The following is a 26,672-nucleotide window of genomic DNA, read 5'->3' on the forward strand; positions in this document are numbered from 1 at the left end:
AGTGTTTTTTATTTGGTATTATGATGTATACGTCTATTGTATGTTGCGTTTGCATCCCGCAGGGTGCATATGCATTATAGGACAAATTGTTATGTGCAGGCTTTCTTGAGTATTCCGTTAGTCATATTGAGAAATTCTCCAAACAGCTGACGCATAATTAGCAAGTCTTTCTTGTCTAAGATCAATTGAGTTAGGAGTCCAAGAATTAGATTGAATCTCTTTAGATAACTCATACTGACTAGTGGTATAGATAGCTTTTTTATCATCAAAAGGAAGTATTTCGCACTCTCTGTTTTTATCTGCTTCTAGTATTGTATAATTTCCCAATCTATATACTATGGATTCGTGAATAGCTTGAGGGAAATCTGCTAAATAATAATCATTTCCATTTTCTGGCAATATATGCTCTATTGTACCAGGGTTTTCTTCATAATCGTTATCAGCGTGACTAAGATGGTTCTCTAGTCCAAATAGTATATAACGAACAATTTTCTTTCCTCTCTTAGTACTAATTGACTTAGAAGCAAAATCATTCTTAAAATCGTTATCAGAAGGATACAATGTTTTTACTAGTTCAGCAATTTGTCCAATGGTTGTAGCTTCCTTGTTACTAATTCGAATAGCCGCCTTATTATAAATATCTTCTTTTAGATTGGTGTGCAATTTAGCAATGATGGTATACCTAAATGTTATTATCGAAACCAATTTAAGAACTCTTGAAAAACCTTCCTGATCTAAATTATTATATGCTGCAATTAGTATAGGATAAGCCTGTTTTTCTTTGAAAAGAGTTAATTCTTTGACTCGTTTTTTTATTTCTCTATGTCCACCCCAAAAGCTATCTGAATAGTTAGACAATGCCTTATACAAAAGAGCGTTTTCTTCAAGAGAGTCAAGTAATAGAATTACTGATGGAGAATCTACAATAGATTCTTTAATTGCTCGAAACAAATATTCTTGTCTAATAAGTTTATTTTTTGATATCCAATAGTGTCTTAAGAAAGCTGGAAAACTATCTAATCCAATTACGTCTACAATTTTTTTCCACTTATTTTTTATATGAGGAAGATCAACTTTGCTTGAAATAGAAAATAAATAATTTTTTAATAAATCTGTAACTGTTAGTCCAACACCTCTAGAATTCAAAGTTTCAAATACTGTATATGCGCTTAGTTCATCTTCAACGACGATTTGGATAAACATTAATCGTTCAGCAATTAATTTATTTAGAAAGTTGGTTATCTTTTCTCCATCCTCTTCTTTTTCAAAAAATTCATTAACTCTTGCGACATAGTAATTAAAGGCATTCCAGATTTGTTTATCAGAATCCTGTAAAGTATTTATATTGGTTGGATTTCTAAACACGAGTAAATTAGATTGAAAGAAACTATTATTATTCTCGTTCAATTGTAATTTTGATGAATAGGTTAGTGATCCCGGGTCTTTATCTCCAATATACTTTTTTGATAGTAAAGAAACTCTCTCTTGATTGTTTTCGACTTCTATTTCTTTCTCTATTAAAGAGTTTAACTTTTTAATTATTGCTAAAACAATCAGAGTTAAAGTTGAAAACCTTTGTTGTCCGTCAATTACGTGATACTTTTTATCACCCATATTTTGAAGGACAATTGAGCCCATATAATGGACATTGCCTGTGGTATTGATTCCTATTATATCATTCCATAGATCCTCCCATTGGTCTTTTTTCCAAGAATAGTCTCTTTGATATGGGGGAACAGTATATGTTTTTCCATTACCTATTATATCGCTTAGACTAACCGTACTGGTGTCTAATAAATTATTTACTGCCATAGTTCAAAGTTACGATTTTTTTTAGGCTTGTACATAACATGTTTATATACGTAATATTACATTTATTTCTCTTATATATCCAATTGTAATCATTTACAAACGTATAATAAACGTTTTATGCTACGGCTAGATTTCAAAATATCTAAACTTATCAAAAATTCCCCAAATACAAAAACCTGGTTTTAATACTCCTTCTTAGCACCTTTTTTAAATTATAATAATTGAACTGACCAACACTGTTAATTCCTACTACAAACAAGCATATCAAAACCTGATAAATATCATTTTTTAAGAAAATGTTCACACATACTTTTGGGGCATAATTAAATTCTATATGGGTGTTATTTATGTTTTGCTGACCATTAGTATTGTCGTAGCCATTGTGTTTTTTGTGGCTTTTATTCTTTCTGTAAAGAATGGACAATATGATGATACCTATACACCATCTATCAGAATGCTTTTTGATGATGAACTGGTCAAGGAATCCAAAGAAAAATCTTCAGTACCCACTAAAAACAATCAAGTATAATATGAAAATGGAACAATTCTATTACGATAACAAAATCGTAAAAAAATTCTTGTACGCCACACTCCTTTGGGGTATTGTAGGGATGTCAGTCGGATTGCTGCTGGCATTTATGTTTTTATTTCCTAATCTTACCGATGGTATCTCGTGGTTGAGTTTTGGGCGTTTACGTCCTTTGCATACCAATGCGGTTATTTTTGCCTTTGTGGGTAATGCCATATTTGCCGGAGTGTATTATTCTACGCAGCGATTACTAAAAACACGAATGTTTAATGATACGCTTAGTAATATTAATTTCTGGTGTTGGCAGTTGATCATCGTAGGAGCGGCCATTACGCTGCCTCTGGGATATACAAGTTCTAAAGAATATGCAGAGCTAGAATGGCCTTTTGATATCGCCATTGCGCTTATTTGGGTAGTTTTTGGTTGGAACCTGATCGGTACCATTCTAAAACGTAGACAGCGTCACCTGTATGTAGCCATTTGGTTTTATCTGGCGACAGTAGTAACGGTTGCTGTGTTGCATATCTTTAATAGTTTGGCATTGCCGGTGAGTGCTTTAAAAAGTTATTCGGTATACGCGGGTGTTCAGGATGCTTTAGTACAATGGTGGTATGGACATAATGCGGTTGCATTCTTCCTAACTACACCGTTCTTAGGATTAATGTATTATTTTGTTCCAAAAGCAGCAAATAGACCTGTATATTCTTATCGATTATCTATTGTTCACTTTTGGTCCTTGATATTTATTTATATCTGGGCAGGACCACACCATTTATTATATTCTTCCTTACCAGATTGGGCGCAAAACCTGGGAGTAGCATTCTCTATTATGTTAATCGCACCTTCTTGGGGTGGTATGATCAATGGATTGTTAACGTTGCGTGGCGCCTGGGATAAAGTACGTACGGATCCGGTACTTAAATTTATGGTAGTTGCGATTACAGGATATGGTATGGCTACGTTTGAAGGGCCTATGCTTTCTTTAAAAAATGTAAACGCCATTGCACATTTTAGTGACTGGGTGATTGCTCACGTACACGTTGGTGCTTTAGCCTGGAATGGTTTCTTCACCTTTGGGATGGCGTATTGGTTAATTCCGAAATTATTTAAAACCAAATTATGGTCTACGGGATTGGCAAACGCACATTTCTGGATCGGTACCTTAGGTATCATTATGTATGCCTTACCAATGTATGTGGCAGGATTTGTTCAAGCTTCTATGTGGAAACAATTTAACCCTGATGGGAGTTTAGTATATGGTAATTTCTTAGAAACTGTAAACGAAATTATCCCAATGTACTGGATGCGTGCTATTGGCGGTAGTATGTTCATCTTTGGGATGTTTATTATGTTGTACAACGTAATTAAAACCATAAAAGCTGGAGCTACAGTTACCGATGAATTGGCAGAAGCTGCTCCGTTGACTAAAGTGACCAAACATAGAACTGCAAAAGAAGGATATCATACTTGGTTAGAAAGAAGACCTGTGAAGCTAACCATTTTTGCTACGATAGCAATTCTTATTGGTGGTGCAGTACAGATTGTACCTACATTGATGATAGATTCTAATATTCCTACCATTACCAGTGTGAAACCATATACACCTTTAGAATTAGAAGGTAGAGATCTCTATATCAGAGAAAGTTGTGTGTCTTGTCACTCACAGATGATCAGGCCTTTCCGTAGTGAGGTAGAGCGCTATGGAGAATATTCTAAAGCCGGTGAATATGTGTACGACCATCCTTTCCTTTGGGGAAGTAAACGTACCGGTCCTGACCTGATGAGAATTGGAGGAAAATACTCTGACAATTGGCATCTAAATCATTTCTATGATCCACAAAGTACTTCATCAGGATCTATTATGCCTAGTTATAAGTGGTTGCTTAAGAATGAATTAGATCGATCCGATACAGAATCCAAAATGGAAGCTATGGTAACGCTCGGAGTTCCTTATACCCCAGAAGAAATAGCCAAAGCGCAAAAATGGATGGACGAACAGTCTACGCAGATTGAGAAAAATCTGTACGACGATCCGGATTTTGCAAAAACCTATGAAGCTGATAAAAAATATGCAAAAGAAAATGGATTGGATTTTATTGAAATGAGAGATAGAGAAGTCATAGCCTTAATTGCATATATACAAAGATTAGGAACGGACATCAAAGTTAAAAACGAAACTGTAAGTTCAGAATAATAAAGTCATACTAGAACATGATGACCAGGTTTCTGTCTATTCGAGTCTGTCTCAGTCAGACTCAATGCGACAGGGAAAGAAATTTTACAATTAGAAAACACTATATACCATGTTTAAATTCATAAAAGGACATTTGGAAAGTATAGAAGGTATAGAGATATATCCTATCATATCGCTACTCATATTTTTCATCTTTTTTACCGCCTTATTCTGGTGGGTAATTTCAGCAAAAAAAGAACATATCAAAGAAGTAAGTGAGATTCCATTTGAATCAGAAAACGAAAACGAACTAATACTATGAGAAGTACAGTATCCTACATAAGAATTATCATCTTTCTATTAGTAGCATATTTTTTAATAGAATGGGCAGTAGACTCCGGAGAAGAATCTGCATTTATTGCGGAACCACTTACTTGGGTAGTTTTGGGAATAATTTTATTATTTGCTATCGCTATTGAGATTTGTGTTGAAGCATTGCGAAGTGTATTGTTTAAATCACTAAAACCCGAAGCTCAAGAACGTTATTTAATAAAGGAAAACGCTAAAAAAGAAAAGCAATTCAGGTGGATTAAGAATACCTATCTAAAATTATTGGATAGTAAACCTGTAGAAGAGGAAGGCGAGATTATTTTAGATCATAATTATGATGGTATTAAAGAGCTGGATAACAACCTTCCACCTTGGTGGGTATATGGTTTTTATGCAACCATTTTATTTGGAGTGATTTATTTAGCACGTTTTCATGTGTTCAATGATTATACACAGGCAGAAGAGTACGAAACCGAAGTAGCCGAGGCTTTGATAGCCATAGAAGAGTATAAAAAAACGGCCAAAGATTTGGTAGATGTAAATACGGTGGTATTACTAACAGAAGCTTCGGACATCAATGCCGGTAAAGCGATTTTTACTACTAATTGTGTGGCTTGCCATAAAGCAGATGGAGGAGGAGGTATCGGACCAAATCTTACCGATCCAAATTGGATTTTGGGTGGCGGCATCAAAAATGTATTTCAAACCATTTCTGAAGGAGGTCGAGACGGTAAAGGAATGGTAGCCTGGAAACAAACCTTGAAACCATCAGAAATGGCTCAAGTAGCAAGTTACGTAATCACATTGGGAGGAAGCACTCCCGCAGAACCCAAAGAAGCGCAAGGTGAAATTTGGATTGATCCAGATGCTCCAAAAGAAGAGGTTCCGAAAGAAGAAATTCCCGAAACGGTTACAGATTCGACTGCTGTGGTAGCGTCAAATGAATGATTTAAAACATACATCGATACTTGATGAGATCAGTTAACTGTCATCTCGAGCGGAGTCGAGAGATACGAGAGAGTAGTACAAAAAACATCTCGACTCCGCTCGATGTGACAGAAGCGAAGTTGTCATAAATAATAACAATAAGTAATAGTAATCAATCCCAATTGGAAACACCAAAAAACGAAACATTCAGAGATTCTATCGGTACCATAAACGAAGAAGGAAAACGTGCCTGGGTATATCCTAAAAAACCTAGTGGTAAGTTTTATGAGTACCGTAAATGGGTAAGTTATGGTTTGTTGATTTTTTTGTTTTCTGCTCCATTTATTAAAATAGATGGAAACCAGTTTTTGTTATTCAATGTTTTAGAACGCCGTTTCAATATTTTTGGGGCACCTTTCTGGCCACAGGATTTCCATTTGTTCGTGATTTCTATGATTATAGGGGTTGTTTTTATTACACTTTTTACCGTGGCCTTTGGGAGATTGTTTTGTGGTTGGATATGTCCGCAGACCATTTTTATGGAAATGGTTTTTCGCAGGATAGAATACTGGATCGAAGGAGACCGAGGAAAACAAATACGGCTGGACAAACAAGCTTGGAATGCTGATAAAATTAAAAAGCGGGTACTTAAATGGTTCGTCTTTTTCATTGTTTCTTTCTTGATTGCTAATGTGTTTTTGGCGTATCTGATTGGTAGTGATAAACTTATTCAATATGTTTTTATTGATGGCCCATTTAAGCACGTGAGTACATTAATCTCACTGCTCATATTTACAGCGGTTTTCTATTTTGTATTTGCCTGGTTTAGAGAACAGGTTTGTATTATTGCTTGTCCATATGGTCGATTACAAGGTGTGTTATTAGATGCTAAATCGATTGTAGTTGCCTATGATTATAAACGTGGAGAAAAAGAAGCTGGTCGAGCAAAGTTTAAGAAAAATGAAGATAGACCAAGTACTGGCAAGGGAGATTGTATAGATTGTTTTCAATGCGTACATGTGTGCCCTACGGGAATTGATATTCGCAATGGTACACAATTGGAATGTGTAAACTGTACAGCATGTATCGATGCCTGCGATCATATGATGGAAAGTGTAAATCTACCTAAAGGATTGATCCGATATGCCAGTGAAGATAATATAGCAAAAAAGGAGAAATTTAAGTTTACTCCACGTCTCAAAGGATATACTGCAGTACTAGTTATATTGACCGGTGTTTTTTTAGGAATGTCTTTTTTAAGAAACGATGTAGAAGCCAATATTTTAAGATTACCGGGACAGCTCTATGAAAGAAAAGGCAATAATATCATTAGTAATGTGTATACTTATAAACTGGTGAATAAAACCATAGATGAGATAGAAAATGTTCATTTTGAATTATTATCTCATAAAGGAACTATTGAATTGGTAACTCATAAAAACTTTACGGTACCTAAACAGGGATTGGCAGAAGGGACATTATTTATAGAAATCAATGCATCTGCCTTAAGTGGAGATAAAGATAAAATAAAAATAGGAGTGTATTCTAATGACGAACTGGTAGAAACAACAACTACAGCTTTTCTGGGACCAAGAAGCTATAGGTAGTTGTTAGCTGAGGGTTATAAAACTCAGGTTAAAATTTATAATCAAAGAACAATTTCAGCTTCTCTCTCTGGGAGAGATGTCCCGAGTAGCGGGACAGAGAGGGCTGGTGAAGTTGAGTTATGAGTTTGCTCGATTGAAATGAAAATAATAAAGACAATTAATGGATCCCAGCGTGTCACACTAAGCTTGTCGAAGTGTAGGCTGGAATCCAAAAGAATAAAACTGAGAATAAACATAGTAAACAGGACAAACTATAAGGGGTTAACGGGAAAAGAGATTTGTTACAATCTCGATTCCTAAGTCCTGTTTTAAAATCAAAATATATAAAAGATGAAAATAAACTGGGGTACAGCTATCGTACTGGTATTTATAGGATTTATAAGTTTCATACTATACTTTGTGGTACGAATGAATACGGAGAAAAAGTTTGAACACGATTTGGTGACAGAAGATTACTACAAACAAGAACTAGCTTTTCAAGAAGAAATCAATGCCGAAGAAAATGGAAATGCATTAGAAAACAATGTAAAAGTTAAAAAGATAGCAGAGGGATTACTAGTTACGTTTCCTAAAGATAAAAACTACACAAAATTATCCGGAACTATTTCTTTATATCGTCCCTCTAATAAAAAGTTGGATTTCGAAATTCCAATCACGCTTCAGAGTTCTGAAATATTGATTCCCAAAAATCAATTGATTGAAGGACGATGGAATATTATGGTAAATTGGGAGTATGATAATATTTCTTATTTATTTAAAGAATCATTTACATATTAAATGTTATTTTCCGCATTCATACTAGGGATTTTAGGAAGTTTTCACTGTGTTGGAATGTGCGGTCCTATTGCGTTTATGCTGCCGTTGGATCATAAGAATCATCTCAAGAAATTTTTTCAGATCTCTTTATATCATTTGGGCCGTTTGCTGGCGTATAGTATTATTGGATTGTTTTTCGGACTGATAGGAAAGAGCCTAAATATTTTTGGAATGCAGCAGGGACTATCCATCGGTATAGGAGTTTTAATGATTTTATTGGTTTTGATTCCATCATCATTACTTATGAGATATAATTTCTCTAAACCATTATATAAGATGATATCCAAAGTGAAAAACGCTTTAGGAAAAGAACTAAAAAAGAAAACACCAGATACCTTTTTAACCATTGGATTTTTGAATGGTTTTCTTCCTTGCGGATTGGTATATATGGCTATTTTCGCGGCGATTGCTCTAGGAAGTATTGTAGAAAGTAGTATATATGTAATTCTTTTTGGATTAGGAACCATTCCTTTAATGACACTAGTAGTGTATGCGGGGAATTTGTTTAAAGGAAAGTGGATACGAAAACATATTCAAAAAGCAATTCCGGTTTTTGTAGTAATGATGGGATTGTTATTTATTTTAAGAGGAATGGGATTAGGGATTCCTTATGTTTCACCGAAGCAATCATCAGAAATCGTTTCTACAAATTTTGAATGTCATTAATAAAAAAAGCCTTTCGTTCTGAAAGGCTTTGAATCTTTATGTGTTTTTATCTTAAACACTAAGGATATTCAGTTAATTAATCTTGTATAAGTTCCTTCTCCCTCTGGGAGAAGATTAGGATGAGGGTTTTTATAGTAATCACCCTCACCTTAGTTCTCTCCCAAAGGGAGAGGAGACTTAAATAGTTAATGCGTATAACATTATTTTTATACTTAAGCGTTTCTTACATCGAAATCAAGTTATTTTGGTTCGAATTGATAATAGCATCATTTTTATTGAACTTCTGCTGTTGTTTTCTTAATGTTCTTTACCAAGTTTTTTCTTTGCTCATAACTGTTCTCATATTGTACTCCGCTCATTGTAAGACACTCTCCATCTCTTAATCGTACTTGTTCTTTTCCTGATTCTTTATAGATACCGTATGGATCTATAACAATTCCGTTACCTAAATCCAAATTGTTACGTAATCGTTTTTGAGAGCCATTGTCAACTTGATATACTTTACCGGATATTTTTATATAATGAAGTTTCTTTTGATATCGCATCTCTAGTTGCGTTTCGTTAAGACCTTTATTCTCTTTTTTTGTTTTATATCTGTATTGATATTCATTGCGATATTCTATACCATACATATCCATAATTTCTCCCTCTTTTAAACGAGATTGATATCCATCCATCGCCTGAAAACTACCATCTGGATTTAGTACAGTACAATCATCTAAAATTATGGTTTCTTGTAATGGTGTGATGGCTTTATCAACTACTTTTAGCATATCACCATCTACATACATCAGAATGGTTTGCTCTAAATTTTGGTTTTGGGCGATTAGCGTTATGGTTCCTAGAGTTAATAATCCAAAAAATAATATTAGCTTTCTCATGATCTTAAGATTTAAATTCACTCTAAGTTACTACCTAAATAGATCAAAAGGTATGACCTATGTCATTTTTGAAAAATGCTCGAAACACCAAATAATAATGATTAAATTATTTGTAAAAAAGAGAGTTTCGATTTTTAGATAAAGGTGATCAAAGTCATAGGTAACCATCTTTTGTTGTTATATATTTCAGCCACTTTTAACCTAAAAAATAAGATAATGTCTATAACTATATCAAATATTAGTGTCGAAAAACTTCCCAAAAAGAAGTTAGCGTATATAGAACATATGGGGCCATACCAAGGAGATACAGAGCTTTTTGGTAAGTTGTTTACTTATGTAATGGAATGGGCTCAACCAAAGGGTTTAATGAATGATCCCAAAGTAGAAGCCATTACTATTTATCCTGACGATCCTAAAACTATACCAGAAAGTCAACAAAGAATACGCGTCGGATTTACAGTTCCTGAAGACACTACTGCAGAAAATGATATTCAAGTATTGGAAATTCCTGAAGGATCCTATGCCGTAGGTTCTTTTGAGATTTTACCTAACGAATACGGAAGTGCTTGGAATGAGGTTTTTGAGTATATAAAAAACAAAAACCTAGTACCTACCGATATGATGTACGAGTCGTATAAAAATGAACCTGGCACACATCCTGAAGGCAAACATATAGTGGATATAAATGTGATGCTTCAGCATTAATCATTTCCACTGTATAAAACGTTAAGACCTGAAACTTATACTTTTCTGATATTCTAAACAGTGGGAGAAAACAACCAAGTTTCAGGTTTTTTGTACTGTGGTTTGACATATTTTAAGTTGCTTAGTAAGCTGAGGTAACTAGAACTTAGATAATTGTCGATTAAATGCTCTTAAATGATTTTTTGAAGCTCTGAGTAAATTAGAATACACCTGTTTTGTGTATGGATCATCTGCATTTTTAATTGCTTTTTCCAGATCTTGTATATCCGTTTCTTCAATGAGAATCCCAACATTTATTGCATCCTTTATCGAATTAGAACCAAGCTGAATCAAATAGTCATATAGTTTTTGTAATTCAGGGTTATAAAACCTACCATTTTCTTTATATACCTTAAAGGATATTTCATTTGTAGTCAACAAATTTTTCATCGCATCAAAGTGCCTTTCTTCACTTTGTTTGATATTTTCGAATATCTTTAGGCTCCACTTGTCGCCTAGAAATGTATATACATCCTTCGCTAACTTTTCTTCTTCGAGCATGTATTTCATATCTTCAACAACCTTTTTTTCAAGAGTGTTTTTTTGACTATAGCCAACAATACTCAACAAGAATAATAAAATATAGAAGCTATTTTTAATAATAACGGTTGCCTTCATTTTGTTATTTTTTAAATTGATATTTATTTGATCAACTAAGTAATAATTAAGAGAAAAGGATTATACATTTTTTCCCTTCATCATTTTGTTCCAATAGAGATATGGCAGCATGTATTTTTTGAGAATCCATAGTCTCCAATGTTCCTTTGAGCTATCAAAAATTAATAACTGTTTTAGTTTAGGATCAGGTGTGAAATTGTTATTGTAATCAAATTCTCCCAATACCATTTTACCGTATCCTGTTACCAGAGGACAAGAAGAATAACCGTTATAGGATGTATTGGTTGCCTCTTTTTGTCTCATTAATAGTGAAATGTTATCTACAACAACAGGAACCTGTTTTCTGATGGCTGCACCAGTTTTAGCAGTGGGCGCAGAGGTCACATCGCCTATACCAAATATATTTTTGTATTTGACATGCTGCAGAGAGTATTGATCGACATCCAGCCATCCTTGTTCATTTGCCAAAATGGACTCTTTTATAAATTTTGGTGCTGTTTGAGGAGGTGCCAAATGGAGCATGTCGAATGGCATTTCTATAATATCATCCTTTACTTTTTTTTCTAGTAACATGTTCCCATTAGCAATTTCTGATCGCTTATCTGCTGGTGCTGTATATTTAAAGTATATTATCTGTTTATCAGCATCAATCTTAAAGGGAGCATAAAAGGGTTTGAAATGTATTCCATACCTATGAATTACCTTCATCAAGGTTTCCCTTATTGGTTTTACTCCAAAAATTACAGACCCCGGTGTCGCAAAAACGACGTTGGTTTTGTTTAATAGTCCTTTCTTTTTGAAATAATCAGCGGCTAAATATGCTGTTTTCTGGGGGGCTCCTCCACATTTTATAGGTGTGGTAGGTTGTGTGAATACAGCGTTACCTCCTTTAAAATTTTTAATGACTTCCCAGGTATGTTTTGGATCCATATAATTGCTGCAAACAACTCCTTTATCAAGAGCTTCCTGTAATCCTTCTATAAGTGATGTGTCCATTACTAATCCTGGAGAAACTACTAAATAGTCGTACGTGAGATTTCCACTGGATTTTGTTGAAACCGAATTGTTTTCTGGATCAAATCCGGTTGTATAATCTTTGATCCAGGCTACGCCTTTTGGCATGACCTTGCTCATAGGTCTCGCTGTTTTATCAAAATCGTAGGTTCCGGCTCCGACCAATGTCCAAGCAGGTTGATAGTAATGCGTGTTAGAAGGTTCTATAACCCCAATATCCAAGTTTTTATCCTTTTTGAGGAACTGTGCGGCAGTCATAATACCTCCGGTTCCACCACCTATAATTAGTATTTGATAATGTGTTTTCATGTTGCTGTAATTTTGATATATAAAAATAGTATCTCTTATTATGGATTACAGTAACATTAGTTACATACTAGCGCTTTTATAAGTAAGTTAACAGGCTAAACGGTCATAGAAAACAACTGAGTCTCGGGTTTTTTGCGTTGTAATCGTAAGTCAAAAGCCATACAGATATTACGGACAAAGGGTCTGCCTTTTTTTGTGACTTTAATATCGTGATTTGTGACCTCTACTAAACCATCGTTTTCCATTTCTCTTAAACGTGCAGATACATCTGCCAATTCATCAAAATGGAGTAGGTTTATACTCCAATCTGTTTCAAAATGACACATGAGGTTTAAGATATGTTGCCTTATAATTTCATCTTCTTTAGTTAGCATATGACCTCTATATACCGGAATAATTCCTTCATTAACTAAATTTTGATATTCTTCTATGCCTTTTACGTTTTGAGCAAAACCGTACCAGCTATCGCTAATCGAAGATACTCCGAGACCAATCATCATTTTAGTTTTAGAAACCGTATATCCCATAAAATTGCGATGTAGACTGTCATTCTCCATAGACTGATATAATGAATCACTTTTTAGTGAGAAATGATCCATCCCGATTTCTTCATAACCAACTTTAGATAATAGTTCTTTGCCTATTTCATACTGTTTTCTTTTTTGTTCTCCGGTCGGGAGATCAGATTCTTTGAATCCACGTTGCCCGTTACCTTTTTGCCAGGGAACATGCGCATAACTATAAAATGCCAATCGATCTGGTAATAGTTCTTTGGTTTTACGAATTGTATGGATCACAGCTTCTTCCGTCTGAAAAGGTAATCCAAAAATGATATCGTGACCAATAGAAGTATAACCGATTTCTCTGGCAACCTGAGTAACATATTTTACATTCTCGAAGGGTTGAACTCGATGAATTGCTTTCTGAACAGTTTCATTATAATCCTGTACACCAAAACTCACTCTTCTAAAACCTACATCATATAAAGCTTGTAGATGTTCTCGAGTAGTATTGTTTGGATGTCCTTCAAAACTAAATTCACATGCTGAAGCAGATTTTGTGGAACAAAATAGCCCTTTGATTAAGTATTCTAAGTTTTCTGGAGAAAAGAACGTGGGGGTTCCGCCACCCAAATGTAATTCTTTGATCTTTGGTTTAGATTCGAATAGATTGAGGTATAATTCCCATTCTTTTAACAGAGAATTGATATATGGTATTTCTACATCATGTCTTTTAGTAATTCGTTTATTGCAGCCACAAAAAGTACACATGCTTTCACAAAAAGGTAGGTGAATGTATAAACTGATTCCTTCTGAATCATTACTTTGAATAAAAGATTTTTTAACTGATTTTGTCCAATTTCTTAACGAAAATGTATCATTATCCCAGTATGGAACTGTAGGATAACTGGTGTACCTGGGTCCAGGGACATTATATTTGTCTACTAAATTAGCATTCATATAATTAATTTTATTGGATTTTTATTCGTGTAATACTAAAAAGGGAATACTGATATGGTAACTTATCTTTTCTACGGTTGGCTGAAATAAGATTCTCTGAAAAAAGTTAAGGTTTTTAGCAACCATAGTAATCATACCAATATTTCTGCTTTCTACAAAGCACTGTACTGCCTGCTCGATGTTAGGATTGGATAAGAAGTGAAAACTATGTTCTGCACTTTCTCCTAAGTAATCATTAAGGAAATCTTTATTCTTTTTCTGTAAGTCGGTAAGTTCCTGTTCTCTTTTTGAAATGTGTAATACTCTAAGTGCAGCATGATTTAAATTAAGAACTTCTGTAATAGTATTTAATATTCTATTTCTGTAAAAGATATTATAATCTGTTGGAAAAGCAATCTCATTAATATTACTGTATTTGGCTTTTTCCGGAATCACAAGAACAGGACATTTTACTTTGGTAATAACGTCACCAGTATTACTTCCTATAGTTTTTTCTTTTAATCCAGAAGCACCTTTAGTACCCATTACTATGAAATCAATATTCTTCTCTTCTACTTGTTTTCTAATCGTATCTACAAAAAAGATATGCTCGTTTACGGTAAAGAAACGATGCTTCGTATTTAAAGGTAATTTTTGGATTCTTTTAAGCAGCAATTGCATTTGCTCTTTATCGTTGCGCGTGACCTTTTCTACAACTTGATCTTTGGATTCGAAAAAAGAATCACTACCTATCACTTCCTGATAAGGAGAAACGTGCAACAAATGGAAATTACATTTTACTTTTTTAAAAAATGACAAAGCGTAAGTAATGGAATTCCAAGAGTTTTCCGAAAAATCTGTCGGAATAAGAATATTCTTCATCTATAATACTTTCTAATACAACAAATGTATTAGGATGTATTTATGAAAAGTATGACAAAAATCAGTTTGGATATTTTTTATTCTACTAACTGAAGCCCGGATAGATCTAATATTTTAATATTACGACCTTCAATTTCTATAAGTCCGTCTTTTTTAAAGGTAGATAGTGTGCGTATTAGACTTTCTGTAGCAATACCGGCAACACTAGCCAGATCGTTTCTAGAAATTTTGATACTGTCTTCTGGCTTTTTGTTTAATACCTGAGCAAATTGTAAAATGGTTTGAGCTGTTTTTTTACGTACAGAACTATATGCCATTTGTAATAACTGCTCTTTTATTTCGGAAAGATTATCGCTGAGCAATTCCATGAGCTCTAAGGAAATATTTTTACTTTTTTCTAATATATCCTTTAGATCTGTTTTTGAAACACCGGCAAGTTCGATATCTTCTACTGCAGTTGCTGATTCTTGATACGGAGTATTATCGATAAACGAGGTAAAGCCTAAAAAATCATCTTCTTTAAAGAGAGCAGTAATAAGTTCTTTACCATTTTCATCCATTTTATGTGTTTTTACCACACCTTTTAGGATTAAATAAATTTTATTAGAATGATCCCCTTCTCTAAAAATAGATTCGCCTTTTTTACATTGAGAGATATCTCCGTGATCATCAAAAAAGTTTTTAAGCTCATGCAAGCTTCTTAAACCATCTTCGGTGTCCTCTTTTGGTACCTTTACTTGTTCCTGTAATATTTTAGAAATGATCTGAGCTTTTGCTAATCTACTTTCGATGGCACTCAGCAGTTCATCTTCATCAAATGGTTTGGTGAGATAATCATCTGCTCCCATATCCATCCCTTTTCTTATTTCCTTGTGTTCGGTTTTAGCAGATAAGAAAATAAACGGTATTTGATTTGTACTAGCATCATGTGATAATGCCTCCAAAACTCCATAACCATCAACTTCCGGCATCATAATATCACAGACGATGATATCGGGTTTTACTTCTTTTGCTGCGGAAATACCTATTTTACCATTAGGTGACGTAATCACTTTGTAGTCAGACAGCTCTAAGAGCTCTGCCGTGTTTTCTCTAAGGGCAGTATCATCCTCTATTAATAGAATGGTTTTCATCATTAATTACGATTGTTTTGCTACAGGTATTTGTACTGTAAAGGTCGAGCCTTGATTTTCTTTACTTGTAAAAGTAATACTACCACCTAGATTTTCCAAATGACTTTTTACGATATTCAATCCGATTCCGGTACCTTGATCTAATAAAGCATTTTCTGCTCTAAAATATCGATTAAAGATGAATTGTTGCTCTTTTTCCGGGATACCAATACCCTCATCAATAATATGAAATGTAAGAAGGTCATTTTCAAAGACTACCTGAAGATCAATCTCAGTATGCTCTCCAGAGTATTTTATAGCATTTCGGATGAGATTGGTTAACACCAACTCCAATATTTTCTCATCAAAATCAATAATATGTTCATCAATATCCTGAGGATATTTTATTCTTTGTCCATCTTTAAGCAACATATTAGCATCATAAATTACTTCATTGATGACTTTACTCAATGGAAATGTTGTGAATTTATATTTCACTTTACCACTTTCCAGACGTTCTACCGATAAGAAGTCGTTAAGGATATTATCAAGATATTTTACTTTATTTTTTATAGTAGCCAGATGCTTGTCTCTTTTTTCTTGTTGTTCTTCTTTGGTATATTTTCCAATCAGTGTGGTTGATGTTAGAATTCCACTTAAGGGTGTTTTAAACTCGTGAGACACCAGAGAAAGGAACTTGGTTTTTAGCTCGTTTAGGTCCTTTTCTTTTGCCAAAGCTTCAGTTAGTTGTTCAGTTCGTTTGGTAACTGTTTTTTCTAATTTCTCCGTATAATTTTTTCTTTCAGTAATATCTACAATAATAGCTACAAAAACTGGATGATCACCCAATGTGGATAACTGTAAGTGAACTTCTACGGGATAGGTAGAACCATCTTTGCGTTGATGCACAGTTTCAAACTGAAGTTTTTCTTCTATTTGTTGAAGTAGGGGTTCTATTAATTCTAAAAACTGAGGTTCGTTATAGTTTGGTTTAATATCAACCGGTGTAAGCTCTTTAAGTTCATCTAAAGAATACCCAATATTTTTTTGTGCTCCACGATTTACGTCTACAAATTTTAGAGATGCTGCATCAAATATGAATATTTCATTCAGTGATTCATCAAATATAGTGGCCCAATGTTTTAATTCTTGTTCTGCTTTTTTGCGAATGGTAATATCCATAACCAGTGCCATCACAAATGTCTTTCCATAGATTTCAAAAGGGCTTAATCCAGCTTCTACAGGAAAGGAACTTCCACATTTGCGAACTCCATAGATATCACGACCTCTTCCCATCTTTCGTTTTTCGCTTTTATGTAAAAAACTTTTGAAATGACCTCCATGATTGCCACGATATTGCTGAGGGATTAAAATATTAAGCGGTTGTCCTTTTAATGTCCCTTTATCATAGTTAAACATCTCCTCGGCAGCAGTATTTGTTGCTACAATTGTTTGATTTTCATCAACAATAATAACACCTTCAGAGATTGCTTCTGCAAGAATGTCAAAAGTGCTTTCGTTTGTCTGTAACATAGGTGTTTTGAAGGTTTTTTATAATAGGTTTTAATTGTGTGGTTGGTGAACTCCTATATTTCTTATCAAAGATACAGCAAAAACGGTAAATAATGATATCTGTCATTTCTTATTAACCCTTGTTTAGATACTTTAACCAAAAATTAGGAATTATGAAAGGATCACTTCATTTGGGAAGCGTATTAAATGTGGCAATTAAAGTACATTGGACCTTTTTACTAATTATTGCGTGGGTGACATTCTTAGAGCTTAAAAGTGGGGGAAATGCTCAAAATGTTTTTATGAGTATTCTTTTCGTTCTTTTGGTATTTGTCTGCGTTGTGCTACATGAATTTGGTCATATTCTTACGGCCAGAAAGTTTGGAGTTGAAACCAAAAAGATCACCTTGTTACCTATTGGTGGTGTGGCTTCAATGGACACCATACCAGAAAACCCTAAAGAGGAATTGTTAATTGCATTAGCAGGTCCTGCTGTAAATATTGTAATCGCTCTCGTATTAGCATTTTTTGTTCCGTTACAACTTTTTTTTGGTAAGGCTCCAGATTCGTTAGAAACTACATTGGATCATGTTACATTACAAAATCTTGTTTTATATCTATTTTCAGTAAATATCATCCTCGCATTATTCAATTTCATACCCGCGTTTCCGATGGATGGAGGGCGCGTATTTAGAGCATTACTGGCTATGAAGATGGATAGGGTAAAGGCTACGAGTATGGCCGCAGGATTAGGAGAGATTATTGCTTTTGTTTTCCTGCTTATTGGAGTACTATATAATCCATTCTTAATACTTATTGCGTTGTTTATTTATTTTGGAGCTAATGCAGAGAATAAAATGGTGCAACAGCTTGCCCTTATCAAGGGACACACGGTAGAAGAAGCAATGTTAACGAATATCACTGTTTTAAAACCTGATAATACGATTGAAGATGTAATCGAGGTATTGCTTAAGAGTACGGAGAAAAATTTTGTAGTGACCGAAAATGATAAAATAGTAGGTATTCTTCATCATAAAGATATCCTCAGTAATTCCAATCACAGAGAGCTTAAGGTCAAAGAAGTGATGGATATATCTTTTTCGTCTATTGAAACAACTGCTGGGTTAAAAGAAGTTTTTATGTTGATTAACACAAAGAAAAAAGACTTTTTTGCTGTCACAAAAAACGATCGGCTAGCAGGTGCGATTGACCTTTCTAATATGAGTGAATTTATGCTAATTCAATCTAATCTGATTACCAGATAACACAACTGACTTTTATCATAAAAAAACAGAATACTACTCACTAAATTTATGTAATAAACAAATAATTTTAGAGCATGGATACAACTGAAAACATAGGGATTACCTTTTATCAAAACCTGGGAAAATTATTTTATGCGATTGCTGCTGCAGATAAAGTAGTTCGTACATCAGAATATACTTCGTTAAGAAACCTTGTAAAATCAGAGTGGTTGGCTGTGGATGATCTCGAAGATGAGTTTGGAGCTGATGCTGCTTTCCAGATAGAAATTGTTTTTGATTGGTTAGATTATAAAGAACTAAAGGCTGAAGCTAGTTTCAATGAATTTGCATCTTTCTATAAGGAGAATAGAGCACTATATACAGATAGAATTAAACAACTAATCTGGAATACAGCTAATAGTATTGCCAGTGCTTTTTCAGGTAAGAATAAATCTGAATTAATGATGCTGGGAAGACTTCAACTGATTTTTGAAGAATAAAAATTAATGCTCATTTTGGATATGGAATTTGTTGATTACTATAAGATACTTGATATTTCTAAAAATGCTACAGAAAGTGATATCAAAAAGGCGTATAGAAAACTAGCCAGAAAGTATCACCCCGATTTAAATCCAGATGATAAGGAAGCAGAAAAAAAGTTCAAGGAAATTAATGAAGCTAATGAAGTGTTGAGTAATGCTGAAAACAGAAAGAAGTATGATCAATACGGTAAAGATTGGAAACATGCAGAGGAGTTTGAGAAAGCCAGACAATCACAAAGACAATATACGGGATCTGGAGGTCAACAATATCAAGGCGATTTTTCTGAAAGCGATTTTTCTGATTTTTTTGAATCGATGTTTGGAGGAGCTGGGAGAGGTTATAGGAGAAGTCAGGTGAAATTTAGAGGAGAAGACTACAATGCAGAATTGCGTCTTGATTTGATGGATGTTCATAAAACACATAAACGAACACTTACTGTAAACGGAAAAAATATTAGAATTACTATTCCGGCTGGTGTAGAAAATGGACAGACTATAAAAATAAAAGGGCATGGAGGTCCGGGAATCGGCGGCGGTCCTAATGGGGATTTATTTATAACGTTTGTTATAGAGAATACAACATCTTTCAGACGAGATAAAGGAGATTTATACCTAAAAAAGGATATAGACCTATATACCGCAATTTTAGGTGGTGAAATAATGATAGACACCCTCGATGGAAGAGTAAAACTAAACGTAAAACCCGAAACAGAAAATGGAACTAAAGTCAAACTAAAAGGAAAGGGCTTTCCGATATATAAGAAAGAAGGACAGTATGGAGATTTATATGTTAGCTATAACATCAAATTACCAAAAAATCTGACTTCTAAACAAAAAGATCTATTTAGGGAATTGTCTAACCTATAAATGTGTGTTGCTATGGCCAAAGAACATCTTATACCAGTTATAGAATTTTGTAGAAGTCACGAAGTAGAATTCTCGTTCATAAACACGCTTCATGATTTTGGATTAATAGAAATGGTTACGTATCAACAGACATCGTTTATAGATTCAGAAGAACTGCCAAGATTAGAACAAATTTTACTTTTTAATAAAGAGCTAGAAATCAATCTGGAAGGAGTAGAGGTAATTATAAGATTACTCGAAAAAGTTCATAAAATTCAAAACGAAATGAATATGCTCAAAAATAGATTAGATATGTATGAGCGTTTTTAACACGGGTTGAATGATATAAAGTTTATGGAATCAATTGAATTAATTAGAGAATGGTTGTTAGAATATCCTCTGGCGATTAGTATTTTAAAATACCTTTTATGGGTTTTATGTATTGTTTTTATAATTCAATTGATAAGAAGGTTTTTAAGAAAAAACCTACCAGATACATCTACCAGATATAAATCCCAAAAAGGAGTTGAGATTATAGGATATATTTTGTTAGTTATACTGTCCTTCTCTTATTTCACGGGTAGTATCAAAGATTTCACTATCATCATAGGATTATTTACCGCAGGGATTGCTTTCACATTACAAGAGTTAATTTTAAGTATTGCCGGTTCCATTTACATTTTTTTTGTTAAAGTCTATAAACCTGGAGATAGAATCGAAATTAATGGAATAAAAGGAGATGTCATTGATGTAGATAGTATTTATACTACTATGATGGAGATAGGAAAATGGGTAAGTACCGATAATTATACTGGTAGAATTGTTAAGTTGAGTAATGCTTTTGTATTCAAAGGACCGGTATATAATTATTCTAAAGATTTCCCTTTTATTTAGGATGAGTTTGATCTTCCAATACGCTATGGTTCTGATATAGAATGGGCAAAATCAATAATATTAAAAGTTGCCTCAGAAATTCTCTCAAAATATACAATTGACTCTAGATCAAAGTGGAAAGATGTTGTTAATAGATATTATATTGAAGATGCACAGGTAGAACCAAGTCTTTCTATAACCATAACGGATAATTGGGTGCAATTTAATTTAAGATATATTGTGGACTACAAGAAAAGAAGGTTTATAAAGCATCAGCTAAATGAAAGAATACAAGAGGAAGTTCTTAAAACCGATGGTAAGGTTATGTTCGCATCAACTACTATAGAGCTTGTAAGGCAACAAGAAGTAAATGTCGAGATGAAAACTTCATAGAACTATAGGAACTACAACTTTTGTAAAACTGACTTTTGTCATATTTTAACAGCTATAGTGTCTCTAATTTTACCCCGAATTAAAAAACAAACTATTATGACACTATATGCAAAAATGAATGCTGATTTTTCTGAAAACTATATAGGATATTCTGCTTTGGCAATCATAGCATCTACCTGTTTAGGTTCCATAGCCATTATGACTACTTTGTTTGATGGGAATGGTTTCTTACAAATGTTTTTGGTATTTCTAACCGTTGCGGTATGTAACGCACATAATGCTGCCATATTAACTGTTCAGAAGCCTAAATTGGTATTAGATCTTCTGATCTTGAGTTTAGCAGTCAATAGTTTGATAATTATTGGGAACGGCTTGTTTTAATATTTTACATACGATTATTTACGAAGGCGAGTTTCTTTAAGGGGAACTCGCCTTTTTTTACTTCTTAACTGAGCGATATCATATTTTTTGAGCACGTTCAAAACTACATTTATATAAAATAAAAATTCACCATATGAGAACCCTAATCATCATTAGTCTTGCTGTTCTAAGTTTGATGGCGTGCAATAATAAAACTCAAATCAAAGAAAATACAGAAAAGGATACTACAAAAAGTGAACAGATTCTTGATCAAAATGCAGATAGTACCCAATATTTCTCAGAAGAAACACTGGAACTAAATCAGGAAAAAACAAAATCCAGAAAGGTAGAGCGTCTTATCACTATAGAAGACGATAGGAATAAATTACAAGAACTGGTGATTGCTAAAAAGTTCTATAAGGAAGAAGATTTATATATTTTGGATTATGAATATCCTTATCTCAACGAAGAGATTGATACAAACAACACAAAATTTAATGATTTTTTCACCGAAAATTACTTAAATATAGAGGCTACAGAAAATGAAATTCTCGAAGATAAAGTGATATTCTGTGATTCTCTGGGTATTGGTAGATGCATGGATAAACGGATTATTGATTATAAAATATATGATATAAAAAGTAACCTTATCAGTGTACTACTTTACAAAGAAAACTATTACTCGGGAATGAAACATTCTACGTATATGTTTGAGTGTCTAAATTTTGACCTCAATAACCATAAATTCATTTATTATAACGATTTTTTTATCGATAATTCTGAAAAAGAATTACTTGCCACCATAAACAAAACCATATCAAGTGGTATAAATTCTGGAGAGCTATATTATGAATGTTGGGAGTTGTCAGAAGAAGATTTTAAGGTGTATAAGCACAATTTTGTAGTCAATGATGATATAGTAGAATTCTATTTTGATGACTGTATTATTTGCCCGTCTTACACAGGGACCTATTCTATAGAAATTCCGATTAATAAGATTATGCATTTGATCAAAATATATAACAATAAGCCACTGATAGGATAACAATGAGTGCAAAAATTTTAGAAAAGAGTCGTGTTCTTTTTTGGGTAGTTTATATCACCATGATATTAACAGCATTCATATTGCCATTTTTTTCAGATCCGGAATACGTAATATCAAAAAATACCTTAAGTGAGTTAGGAGCTCAAAATACACCAAATAACTGGATAATGAATTTTGTTTTTATTCTATTGGCGCTTGTAACCTTTATTAACGGTTACAAAGTTTTAGGAGAGCATCGCATTCAGATATTTGTTCTATTAATATTTTGTATTTCTTTCTTGTTAACAGGAATATTTATGCACGCACCCATCAATCGTAGAGTAATTTACGATTCATTTCAAAATGAAATGCATTCCGTTTTCTCAACAATAACTGGAATTTCATTTTGTACCTACTGTCTGGTTGTTAGTTTTATTACTCGATGGAAACATCAAAAATTGATTGCTTTAAGTGTTGGAGTTATTGCTTTGCTATTATCGTATTTCATGTTCATACATTCTGATTATAGAGGCTTGTACCAGCGCGGTATATTTATAATGGCTTTTGGGTGGATCTTATATTCTTTTAAATTCTATGAATATGTTTTTACAAAAAAAGAGTATTTTCAGCTTATAAATAGAAACCAAAAATGAAATAAGCCATAAAAATCTGGATTATACCCATTGATATGATTAATTGGCGATTCCATCCTTGAACTGAGCTGAGTCGAAGTGTGACCATTAAAAAACAATAAATTATAAACAGATGAAAGATAGTTTTAGCAATATTATTGACTCAGAAACACCAGTACTGGTAGATTTTTATGCAGATTGGTGTGGCCCCTGCAAGGTATTAGCACCTATCCTGAAAGAAGTAAAAGACGAGTTAGGTGCTGCTATAAAAATCGTGAAAATTGACGTTGATAAAAACCAACCTTTAGCAGCTAAGTATCAGGTAAGAGGAGTGCCGACAATGTTATTGTTTAAAGAAGGAAAACAGCTCTGGAGGCAATCCGGGGTTTTGCAAAAAAATGATATCATCGGAGTCATAAATTCTCATAAATAGTTATGGAACTTAATAAATATATTGATCATACTATTCTAAAAGCAACAGCCACGGTAGCGGATATCACAAAGTTATGCGAAGAGGCCAAACAATATAATTTTTATTCAGTTTGTGTGAACGGAGCTTATATTGGTCTGGCTTGTAGTGAGTTAATGAAAACGGATGTGAAAATTGCCGCTGTAGTAGGGTTTCCTTTAGGAGGAATGACTACTAAAGCTAAAGTATTCGAGGCTAAACAGTGTATTGATGATGGGGCTCACGAAATCGATATGGTTCTCAATATCGGATTGCTTAAGTCGGCGTATCACGAAATTGTGCGGGATGAGATTGCTAAGATTAAAAAAGCGATTGGTGACAATGTGTTAAAAGTCATTTTTGAAAATTGTTATCTAACCAATGAAGAAAAGAAAATTGCTTGTCAACTATCCATTGATGCGGGAGCGGATTTTGTAAAAACATCCACTGGTTTTGGAACCGGCGGTGCTACTATAGAAGATGTTAAATTAATGAAAGACATTGCTCAGGATAAGATATTAATAAAAGCATCTGGTGGGATTAGAGATATTGAGACTGCCAAAAAATATATAAATATGGGTGTTTCCCGACTTGGAACCTCTTCAGGGGTAGCCCTGGTAACTTCAAAATAAAATCATATGAGTACACATATCGCAGCAAAGAGAGGAGAGATAGCAGAAACTGTTTTATTGCCTGGAGATCCTTTGAGGGCAAAGTGGATTGCAGAAACATTTTTAGATGATCCGGTATGCTATAATAAGGTTCGCGGAATGCTTGGATATACTGGTAGTTATCATGGGAAGAGAGTTTCTGTACAAGGAACAGGGATGGGTATTCCGTCTTCATTAATTTATTGTCATGAATTGATCAATGATTTTGGTGCACAAAACTTAATTAGGGTGGGTTCTTCTGGATCTTATCAGAAAGATGTTAAACTTAGAGATATTGTGATTGCTATGGCTGCCTCATCAACTTCCGGGATTAATAACTCTAGATTTATCAATGCAGATTATTCTCCTACAGCTAATTTTGAACTGTTTATGAAAGCTGCTTTATATGCTCGTGAGCATAATATACCTATCAAGGCAGGAAATGTTTTATCCGCAGATGAATTTTATGAAGATGATTTTGATTCTTATAAAAAATGGGCAGAATTTGGAGTGCTTTGTGTAGAAATGGAAGCTGCCGGTTTATATACAATTGCAGCAAAATTTAATGTCAAGGCATTGGCGATTCTCACCATTTCAGACTCTCTAGTAACTGGTGAAAGAACTTCTTCTGAAGAACGAGAAACCACCTTCAGTAAAATGATAGAAATAGCGTTGGGAACGTTATAAAATGAAGTTTGGCCTATAATAAAAGACCTGTCAGGTTTCTAAATCCTGACAGGTGTGGTTTGTTAAGGAAAGACCTTTGTATTATAAAAAATAAGCCGTCTGAAAATATAATTTTCAGACGACTTCATACAAACACAACTTTAAAATATATATAATCTAAGATCTTAGATCTTAAATGTAATCACTGGTTTATTTGCGTGATTAGCAATATCTTCTCCAATACTTCCATTAAAAAAGTGTGATAATCCACGTCTGCCGTGAGTTGGTATTGCAATAACATCTGCATTTATTTTTTGGCAATAGTTAAAAATACCGCTCTCTACAGAATAATCATTCTGTACCACTACTTTATCAAAATTTTCCAAATTACCGGAATCTGCTTTATACAGAAATTCTTTAATTCGTTCTTCAATTTGATCAGAATTTCTAAATCGATCACCTGGTAGATTTACATATACTAAATGTAAAGTAGCATTGAATAAATTAAAAAGTCGCTTTGCACTATGATATGCACGGATATTTTCCATTTTAAAATCACATGCAAACACTACTTCTTTCATGTTAAATTCATCAATCTGATTTTTGATGACTAAAACTGGGATTTCAGAAGTACGAACTACTTTTTCTGTATTAGAGCCAACAAATACTTCACTCAATCCACTACTACCGTGAGAACCCATCACAATAAGATCAACTTCATTTTCATTAGCAACTTCATTTATTTCGCTAAATACTTTATAGTTCTGTACAGTTTCTGTGACTTTAATGCCTTTTAGATATTCTTTATCTAAGAACGTCTTAAATCTTTTTTCTGCTAGTCTTAAATAATAAATAGCTTCTGCGGCTTCTTGAGCTTCGTCTTTAGTTAGAATAGCTTCTGATAAGCCAAGCATGTGTAATACAATAATTTCTGCATGTTGCTTTTTTGCAATATCAGCAGCAACTTGTAATGCATATTCTGAATGCTCAGAAAAGTCAATTGGGACAAGAATTTTTTTCATGGTTACTAGTTTTTACTAAATCAAAATTAGAAGATGTCTGGAGGAATTAATATGATAATTGTCATATTAATATTTGTGATAAGGCTATAAATTTAATAATCAATTATTTACAAATAATTAGAAACTAAAATGACTTATTATGGCACTTAACTTTAATCAATTCGCAGTAGAAGCTAATACTTTTTTAAAGGATTATGCTAAGGAAATGGACTTGATCGATGATCAAGATAGAGCAGGACGAATTTTATCTGCTGTTTTACATGGATTAAGAGAAATCATCTCTATAGAAGAATCCGTACAGTTAATGGCACAATTGCCAATGTTTCTGAAAGCTGTTTACGTAAATGGATGGTCTGTTAAGACAAAAAAGACTCGGGTAAAGCATATGGAAGAGTTTATCGATTTAGTAAGGTCATTTGACGGAGTAACATCTGTATATGATTTTGAATCCAATGAAATTGCAGAACATTATATCAATACCACATTTTTTGTGTTGCGTAAATATATTTCACCTGGAGAGATGCAAGACATTAGAGATGAGCTTCCTAAAAATCTTAAGGATATGATTTTTAATGCTGTTTTCTTCTAAAACAATTTTATA

29 protein-coding genes are annotated in these 26,672 nt (G+C 33.6%); 20 read left to right on the forward strand and 9 right to left on the reverse strand.

Going from position 1 to position 26,672, the window contains the following annotated elements:
* Nucleotides 1-117: 117 nt before the first annotated feature.
* A complete protein-coding gene (locus ACFSR1_RS16905) occupies nt 118-1,812 on the reverse strand; it encodes a DUF262 domain-containing protein (protein WP_378294198.1) in 1,695 nt (564 codons plus the stop codon).
* A 334-nt stretch (nt 1,813-2,146) separates the two neighbouring features.
* Between ACFSR1_RS16905 and ccoS the strand changes: the two genes are divergently transcribed.
* From ccoS to ACFSR1_RS16940, 7 genes are all read left to right on the forward strand, one after another.
* The gene (ccoS, locus tag ACFSR1_RS16910; RefSeq protein ID WP_299215270.1) at nt 2,147-2,341 is read left to right on the forward strand and encodes a cbb3-type cytochrome oxidase assembly protein CcoS; all 195 of its coding nucleotides are present in this window, start codon (nt 2,147-2,149) and stop codon (nt 2,339-2,341) included.
* A 1-nt stretch (nt 2,342) separates the two neighbouring features.
* Complete coding sequence (gene ccoN / locus ACFSR1_RS16915; RefSeq protein ID WP_378294199.1) at nt 2,343-4,535, forward strand: cytochrome-c oxidase, cbb3-type subunit I; 2,193 nt, start codon at nt 2,343-2,345, stop codon at nt 4,533-4,535.
* Nucleotides 4,536-4,644: 109 nt separating this feature from the next.
* The gene (locus tag ACFSR1_RS16920; RefSeq protein ID WP_299246573.1) at nt 4,645-4,836 is read left to right on the forward strand and encodes a CcoQ/FixQ family Cbb3-type cytochrome c oxidase assembly chaperone; all 192 of its coding nucleotides are present in this window, start codon (nt 4,645-4,647) and stop codon (nt 4,834-4,836) included.
* The gene (locus tag ACFSR1_RS16925; protein WP_378294200.1) at nt 4,833-5,792 is read left to right on the forward strand and encodes a cbb3-type cytochrome c oxidase N-terminal domain-containing protein; all 960 of its coding nucleotides are present in this window, start codon (nt 4,833-4,835) and stop codon (nt 5,790-5,792) included. The genes ACFSR1_RS16920 and ACFSR1_RS16925 overlap by 4 nt, the downstream gene beginning before the upstream one ends.
* A gap of 161 nt (nt 5,793-5,953) precedes the next feature.
* A complete protein-coding gene (gene ccoG / locus ACFSR1_RS16930; RefSeq protein ID WP_378294201.1) occupies nt 5,954-7,378 on the forward strand; it encodes a cytochrome c oxidase accessory protein CcoG in 1,425 nt (474 codons plus the stop codon).
* 330 nt (nt 7,379-7,708) lie between these two features.
* Entirely contained in the window at nt 7,709-8,155 is a 447-nt protein-coding gene (locus tag ACFSR1_RS16935) for a FixH family protein (RefSeq protein WP_378294202.1), read from the forward strand.
* Nucleotides 8,156-8,860 (forward strand): sulfite exporter TauE/SafE family protein, encoded by a 705-nt coding sequence (locus tag ACFSR1_RS16940; RefSeq protein ID WP_378294203.1) that lies wholly within the window; start codon nt 8,156-8,158, stop codon nt 8,858-8,860. It abuts the gene before it with no gap.
* A gap of 272 nt (nt 8,861-9,132) precedes the next feature.
* On the opposite strand, the gene ACFSR1_RS16945 is transcribed toward ACFSR1_RS16940, so the two are convergent.
* Nucleotides 9,133-9,741, reverse strand: a complete 609-nt coding sequence (locus ACFSR1_RS16945; RefSeq protein WP_378294204.1) for a DUF6799 domain-containing protein — start codon at nt 9,739-9,741, stop codon at nt 9,133-9,135.
* Nucleotides 9,742-9,957: 216 nt separating this feature from the next.
* On the opposite strand from ACFSR1_RS16945, the gene ACFSR1_RS16950 reads away from it, so the two are divergent.
* Nucleotides 9,958-10,446: an AraC family transcriptional regulator gene (locus tag ACFSR1_RS16950; protein WP_378294205.1), complete on the forward strand. Its 489-nt coding sequence runs from the start codon at nt 9,958-9,960 to the stop codon at nt 10,444-10,446.
* Between the two features lie 138 nt (nt 10,447-10,584).
* Here ACFSR1_RS16950 and ACFSR1_RS16955 read toward each other — a convergent pair whose 3' ends face one another.
* The 6 genes from ACFSR1_RS16955 to ACFSR1_RS16980 all read right to left on the reverse strand — a co-directional run bounded on the left by ACFSR1_RS16955 (nt 10,585) and on the right by ACFSR1_RS16980 (nt 17,392).
* Nucleotides 10,585-11,103, reverse strand: coding sequence for a DUF2202 domain-containing protein (locus ACFSR1_RS16955; RefSeq protein WP_378294206.1), 519 nt, complete (start codon nt 11,101-11,103; stop codon nt 10,585-10,587).
* Between the two features lie 60 nt (nt 11,104-11,163).
* Complete coding sequence (locus ACFSR1_RS16960) at nt 11,164-12,426, reverse strand: NAD(P)/FAD-dependent oxidoreductase (RefSeq protein ID WP_378294207.1); 1,263 nt, start codon at nt 12,424-12,426, stop codon at nt 11,164-11,166.
* A 95-nt stretch (nt 12,427-12,521) separates the two neighbouring features.
* Nucleotides 12,522-13,886, reverse strand: coding sequence for an oxygen-independent coproporphyrinogen III oxidase (hemN, locus tag ACFSR1_RS16965; RefSeq protein ID WP_378294208.1), 1,365 nt, complete (start codon nt 13,884-13,886; stop codon nt 12,522-12,524).
* Between the two features lie 21 nt (nt 13,887-13,907).
* On the reverse strand, nt 13,908-14,747 hold the full coding sequence (locus ACFSR1_RS16970; protein WP_378294209.1) for a universal stress protein: 840 nt from the start codon (nt 14,745-14,747) through the stop codon (nt 13,908-13,910).
* Nucleotides 14,748-14,824: 77 nt separating this feature from the next.
* A complete protein-coding gene (locus tag ACFSR1_RS16975) occupies nt 14,825-15,880 on the reverse strand; it encodes a response regulator (protein ID WP_378294522.1) in 1,056 nt (351 codons plus the stop codon).
* A gap of 6 nt (nt 15,881-15,886) precedes the next feature.
* Nucleotides 15,887-17,392: a sensor histidine kinase gene (locus ACFSR1_RS16980; RefSeq protein WP_378294210.1), complete on the reverse strand. Its 1,506-nt coding sequence runs from the start codon at nt 17,390-17,392 to the stop codon at nt 15,887-15,889.
* 152 nt (nt 17,393-17,544) lie between these two features.
* Between ACFSR1_RS16980 and ACFSR1_RS16985 the strand changes: the two genes are divergently transcribed.
* From ACFSR1_RS16985 to deoD, 11 genes are all read left to right on the forward strand, one after another.
* Nucleotides 17,545-18,636 (forward strand): site-2 protease family protein, encoded by a 1,092-nt coding sequence (locus tag ACFSR1_RS16985; RefSeq protein WP_378294211.1) that lies wholly within the window; start codon nt 17,545-17,547, stop codon nt 18,634-18,636.
* Nucleotides 18,637-18,710: 74 nt separating this feature from the next.
* Nucleotides 18,711-19,115: a hypothetical protein gene (locus ACFSR1_RS16990; RefSeq protein WP_378294212.1), complete on the forward strand. Its 405-nt coding sequence runs from the start codon at nt 18,711-18,713 to the stop codon at nt 19,113-19,115.
* Between the two features lie 21 nt (nt 19,116-19,136).
* A complete protein-coding gene (locus ACFSR1_RS16995) occupies nt 19,137-20,024 on the forward strand; it encodes a DnaJ C-terminal domain-containing protein (protein ID WP_378294523.1) in 888 nt (295 codons plus the stop codon).
* Between the two features lie 12 nt (nt 20,025-20,036).
* Nucleotides 20,037-20,333, forward strand: coding sequence for a chaperone modulator CbpM (locus ACFSR1_RS17000; protein WP_378294213.1), 297 nt, complete (start codon nt 20,037-20,039; stop codon nt 20,331-20,333).
* Nucleotides 20,334-20,357: 24 nt separating this feature from the next.
* Nucleotides 20,358-20,897: a mechanosensitive ion channel domain-containing protein gene (locus tag ACFSR1_RS17005; RefSeq protein WP_378294214.1), complete on the forward strand. Its 540-nt coding sequence runs from the start codon at nt 20,358-20,360 to the stop codon at nt 20,895-20,897.
* A 468-nt stretch (nt 20,898-21,365) separates the two neighbouring features.
* On the forward strand, nt 21,366-21,650 hold the full coding sequence (locus tag ACFSR1_RS17010; protein WP_378294215.1) for a hypothetical protein: 285 nt from the start codon (nt 21,366-21,368) through the stop codon (nt 21,648-21,650).
* Between the two features lie 133 nt (nt 21,651-21,783).
* Nucleotides 21,784-22,674: an RsiV family protein gene (locus ACFSR1_RS17015; protein WP_378294216.1), complete on the forward strand. Its 891-nt coding sequence runs from the start codon at nt 21,784-21,786 to the stop codon at nt 22,672-22,674.
* 2 nt (nt 22,675-22,676) lie between these two features.
* Complete coding sequence (locus ACFSR1_RS17020; protein ID WP_378294217.1) at nt 22,677-23,306, forward strand: DUF998 domain-containing protein; 630 nt, start codon at nt 22,677-22,679, stop codon at nt 23,304-23,306.
* A gap of 112 nt (nt 23,307-23,418) precedes the next feature.
* Complete coding sequence (gene trxA, locus ACFSR1_RS17025; RefSeq protein WP_378294218.1) at nt 23,419-23,718, forward strand: thioredoxin; 300 nt, start codon at nt 23,419-23,421, stop codon at nt 23,716-23,718.
* Nucleotides 23,719-23,720: 2 nt separating this feature from the next.
* Nucleotides 23,721-24,365 (forward strand): deoxyribose-phosphate aldolase, encoded by a 645-nt coding sequence (deoC, locus tag ACFSR1_RS17030; RefSeq protein WP_378294219.1) that lies wholly within the window; start codon nt 23,721-23,723, stop codon nt 24,363-24,365.
* A gap of 6 nt (nt 24,366-24,371) precedes the next feature.
* Entirely contained in the window at nt 24,372-25,070 is a 699-nt protein-coding gene (gene deoD, locus ACFSR1_RS17035) for a purine-nucleoside phosphorylase (RefSeq protein ID WP_378294220.1), read from the forward strand.
* A 164-nt stretch (nt 25,071-25,234) separates the two neighbouring features.
* On the opposite strand, the gene ACFSR1_RS17040 is transcribed toward deoD, so the two are convergent.
* On the reverse strand, nt 25,235-26,071 hold the full coding sequence (locus ACFSR1_RS17040) for a universal stress protein (RefSeq protein WP_378294221.1): 837 nt from the start codon (nt 26,069-26,071) through the stop codon (nt 25,235-25,237).
* 139 nt (nt 26,072-26,210) lie between these two features.
* On the opposite strand from ACFSR1_RS17040, the gene ACFSR1_RS17045 reads away from it, so the two are divergent.
* Complete coding sequence (locus ACFSR1_RS17045; RefSeq protein ID WP_378294222.1) at nt 26,211-26,660, forward strand: DUF2267 domain-containing protein; 450 nt, start codon at nt 26,211-26,213, stop codon at nt 26,658-26,660.
* Nucleotides 26,661-26,672: the final 12 nt, after the last annotated feature.

The sequence above is a fragment of the Aquimarina rubra genome, assembly GCF_042684305.1.
Classification (GTDB): domain Bacteria; phylum Bacteroidota; class Bacteroidia; order Flavobacteriales; family Flavobacteriaceae; genus Aquimarina; species Aquimarina rubra.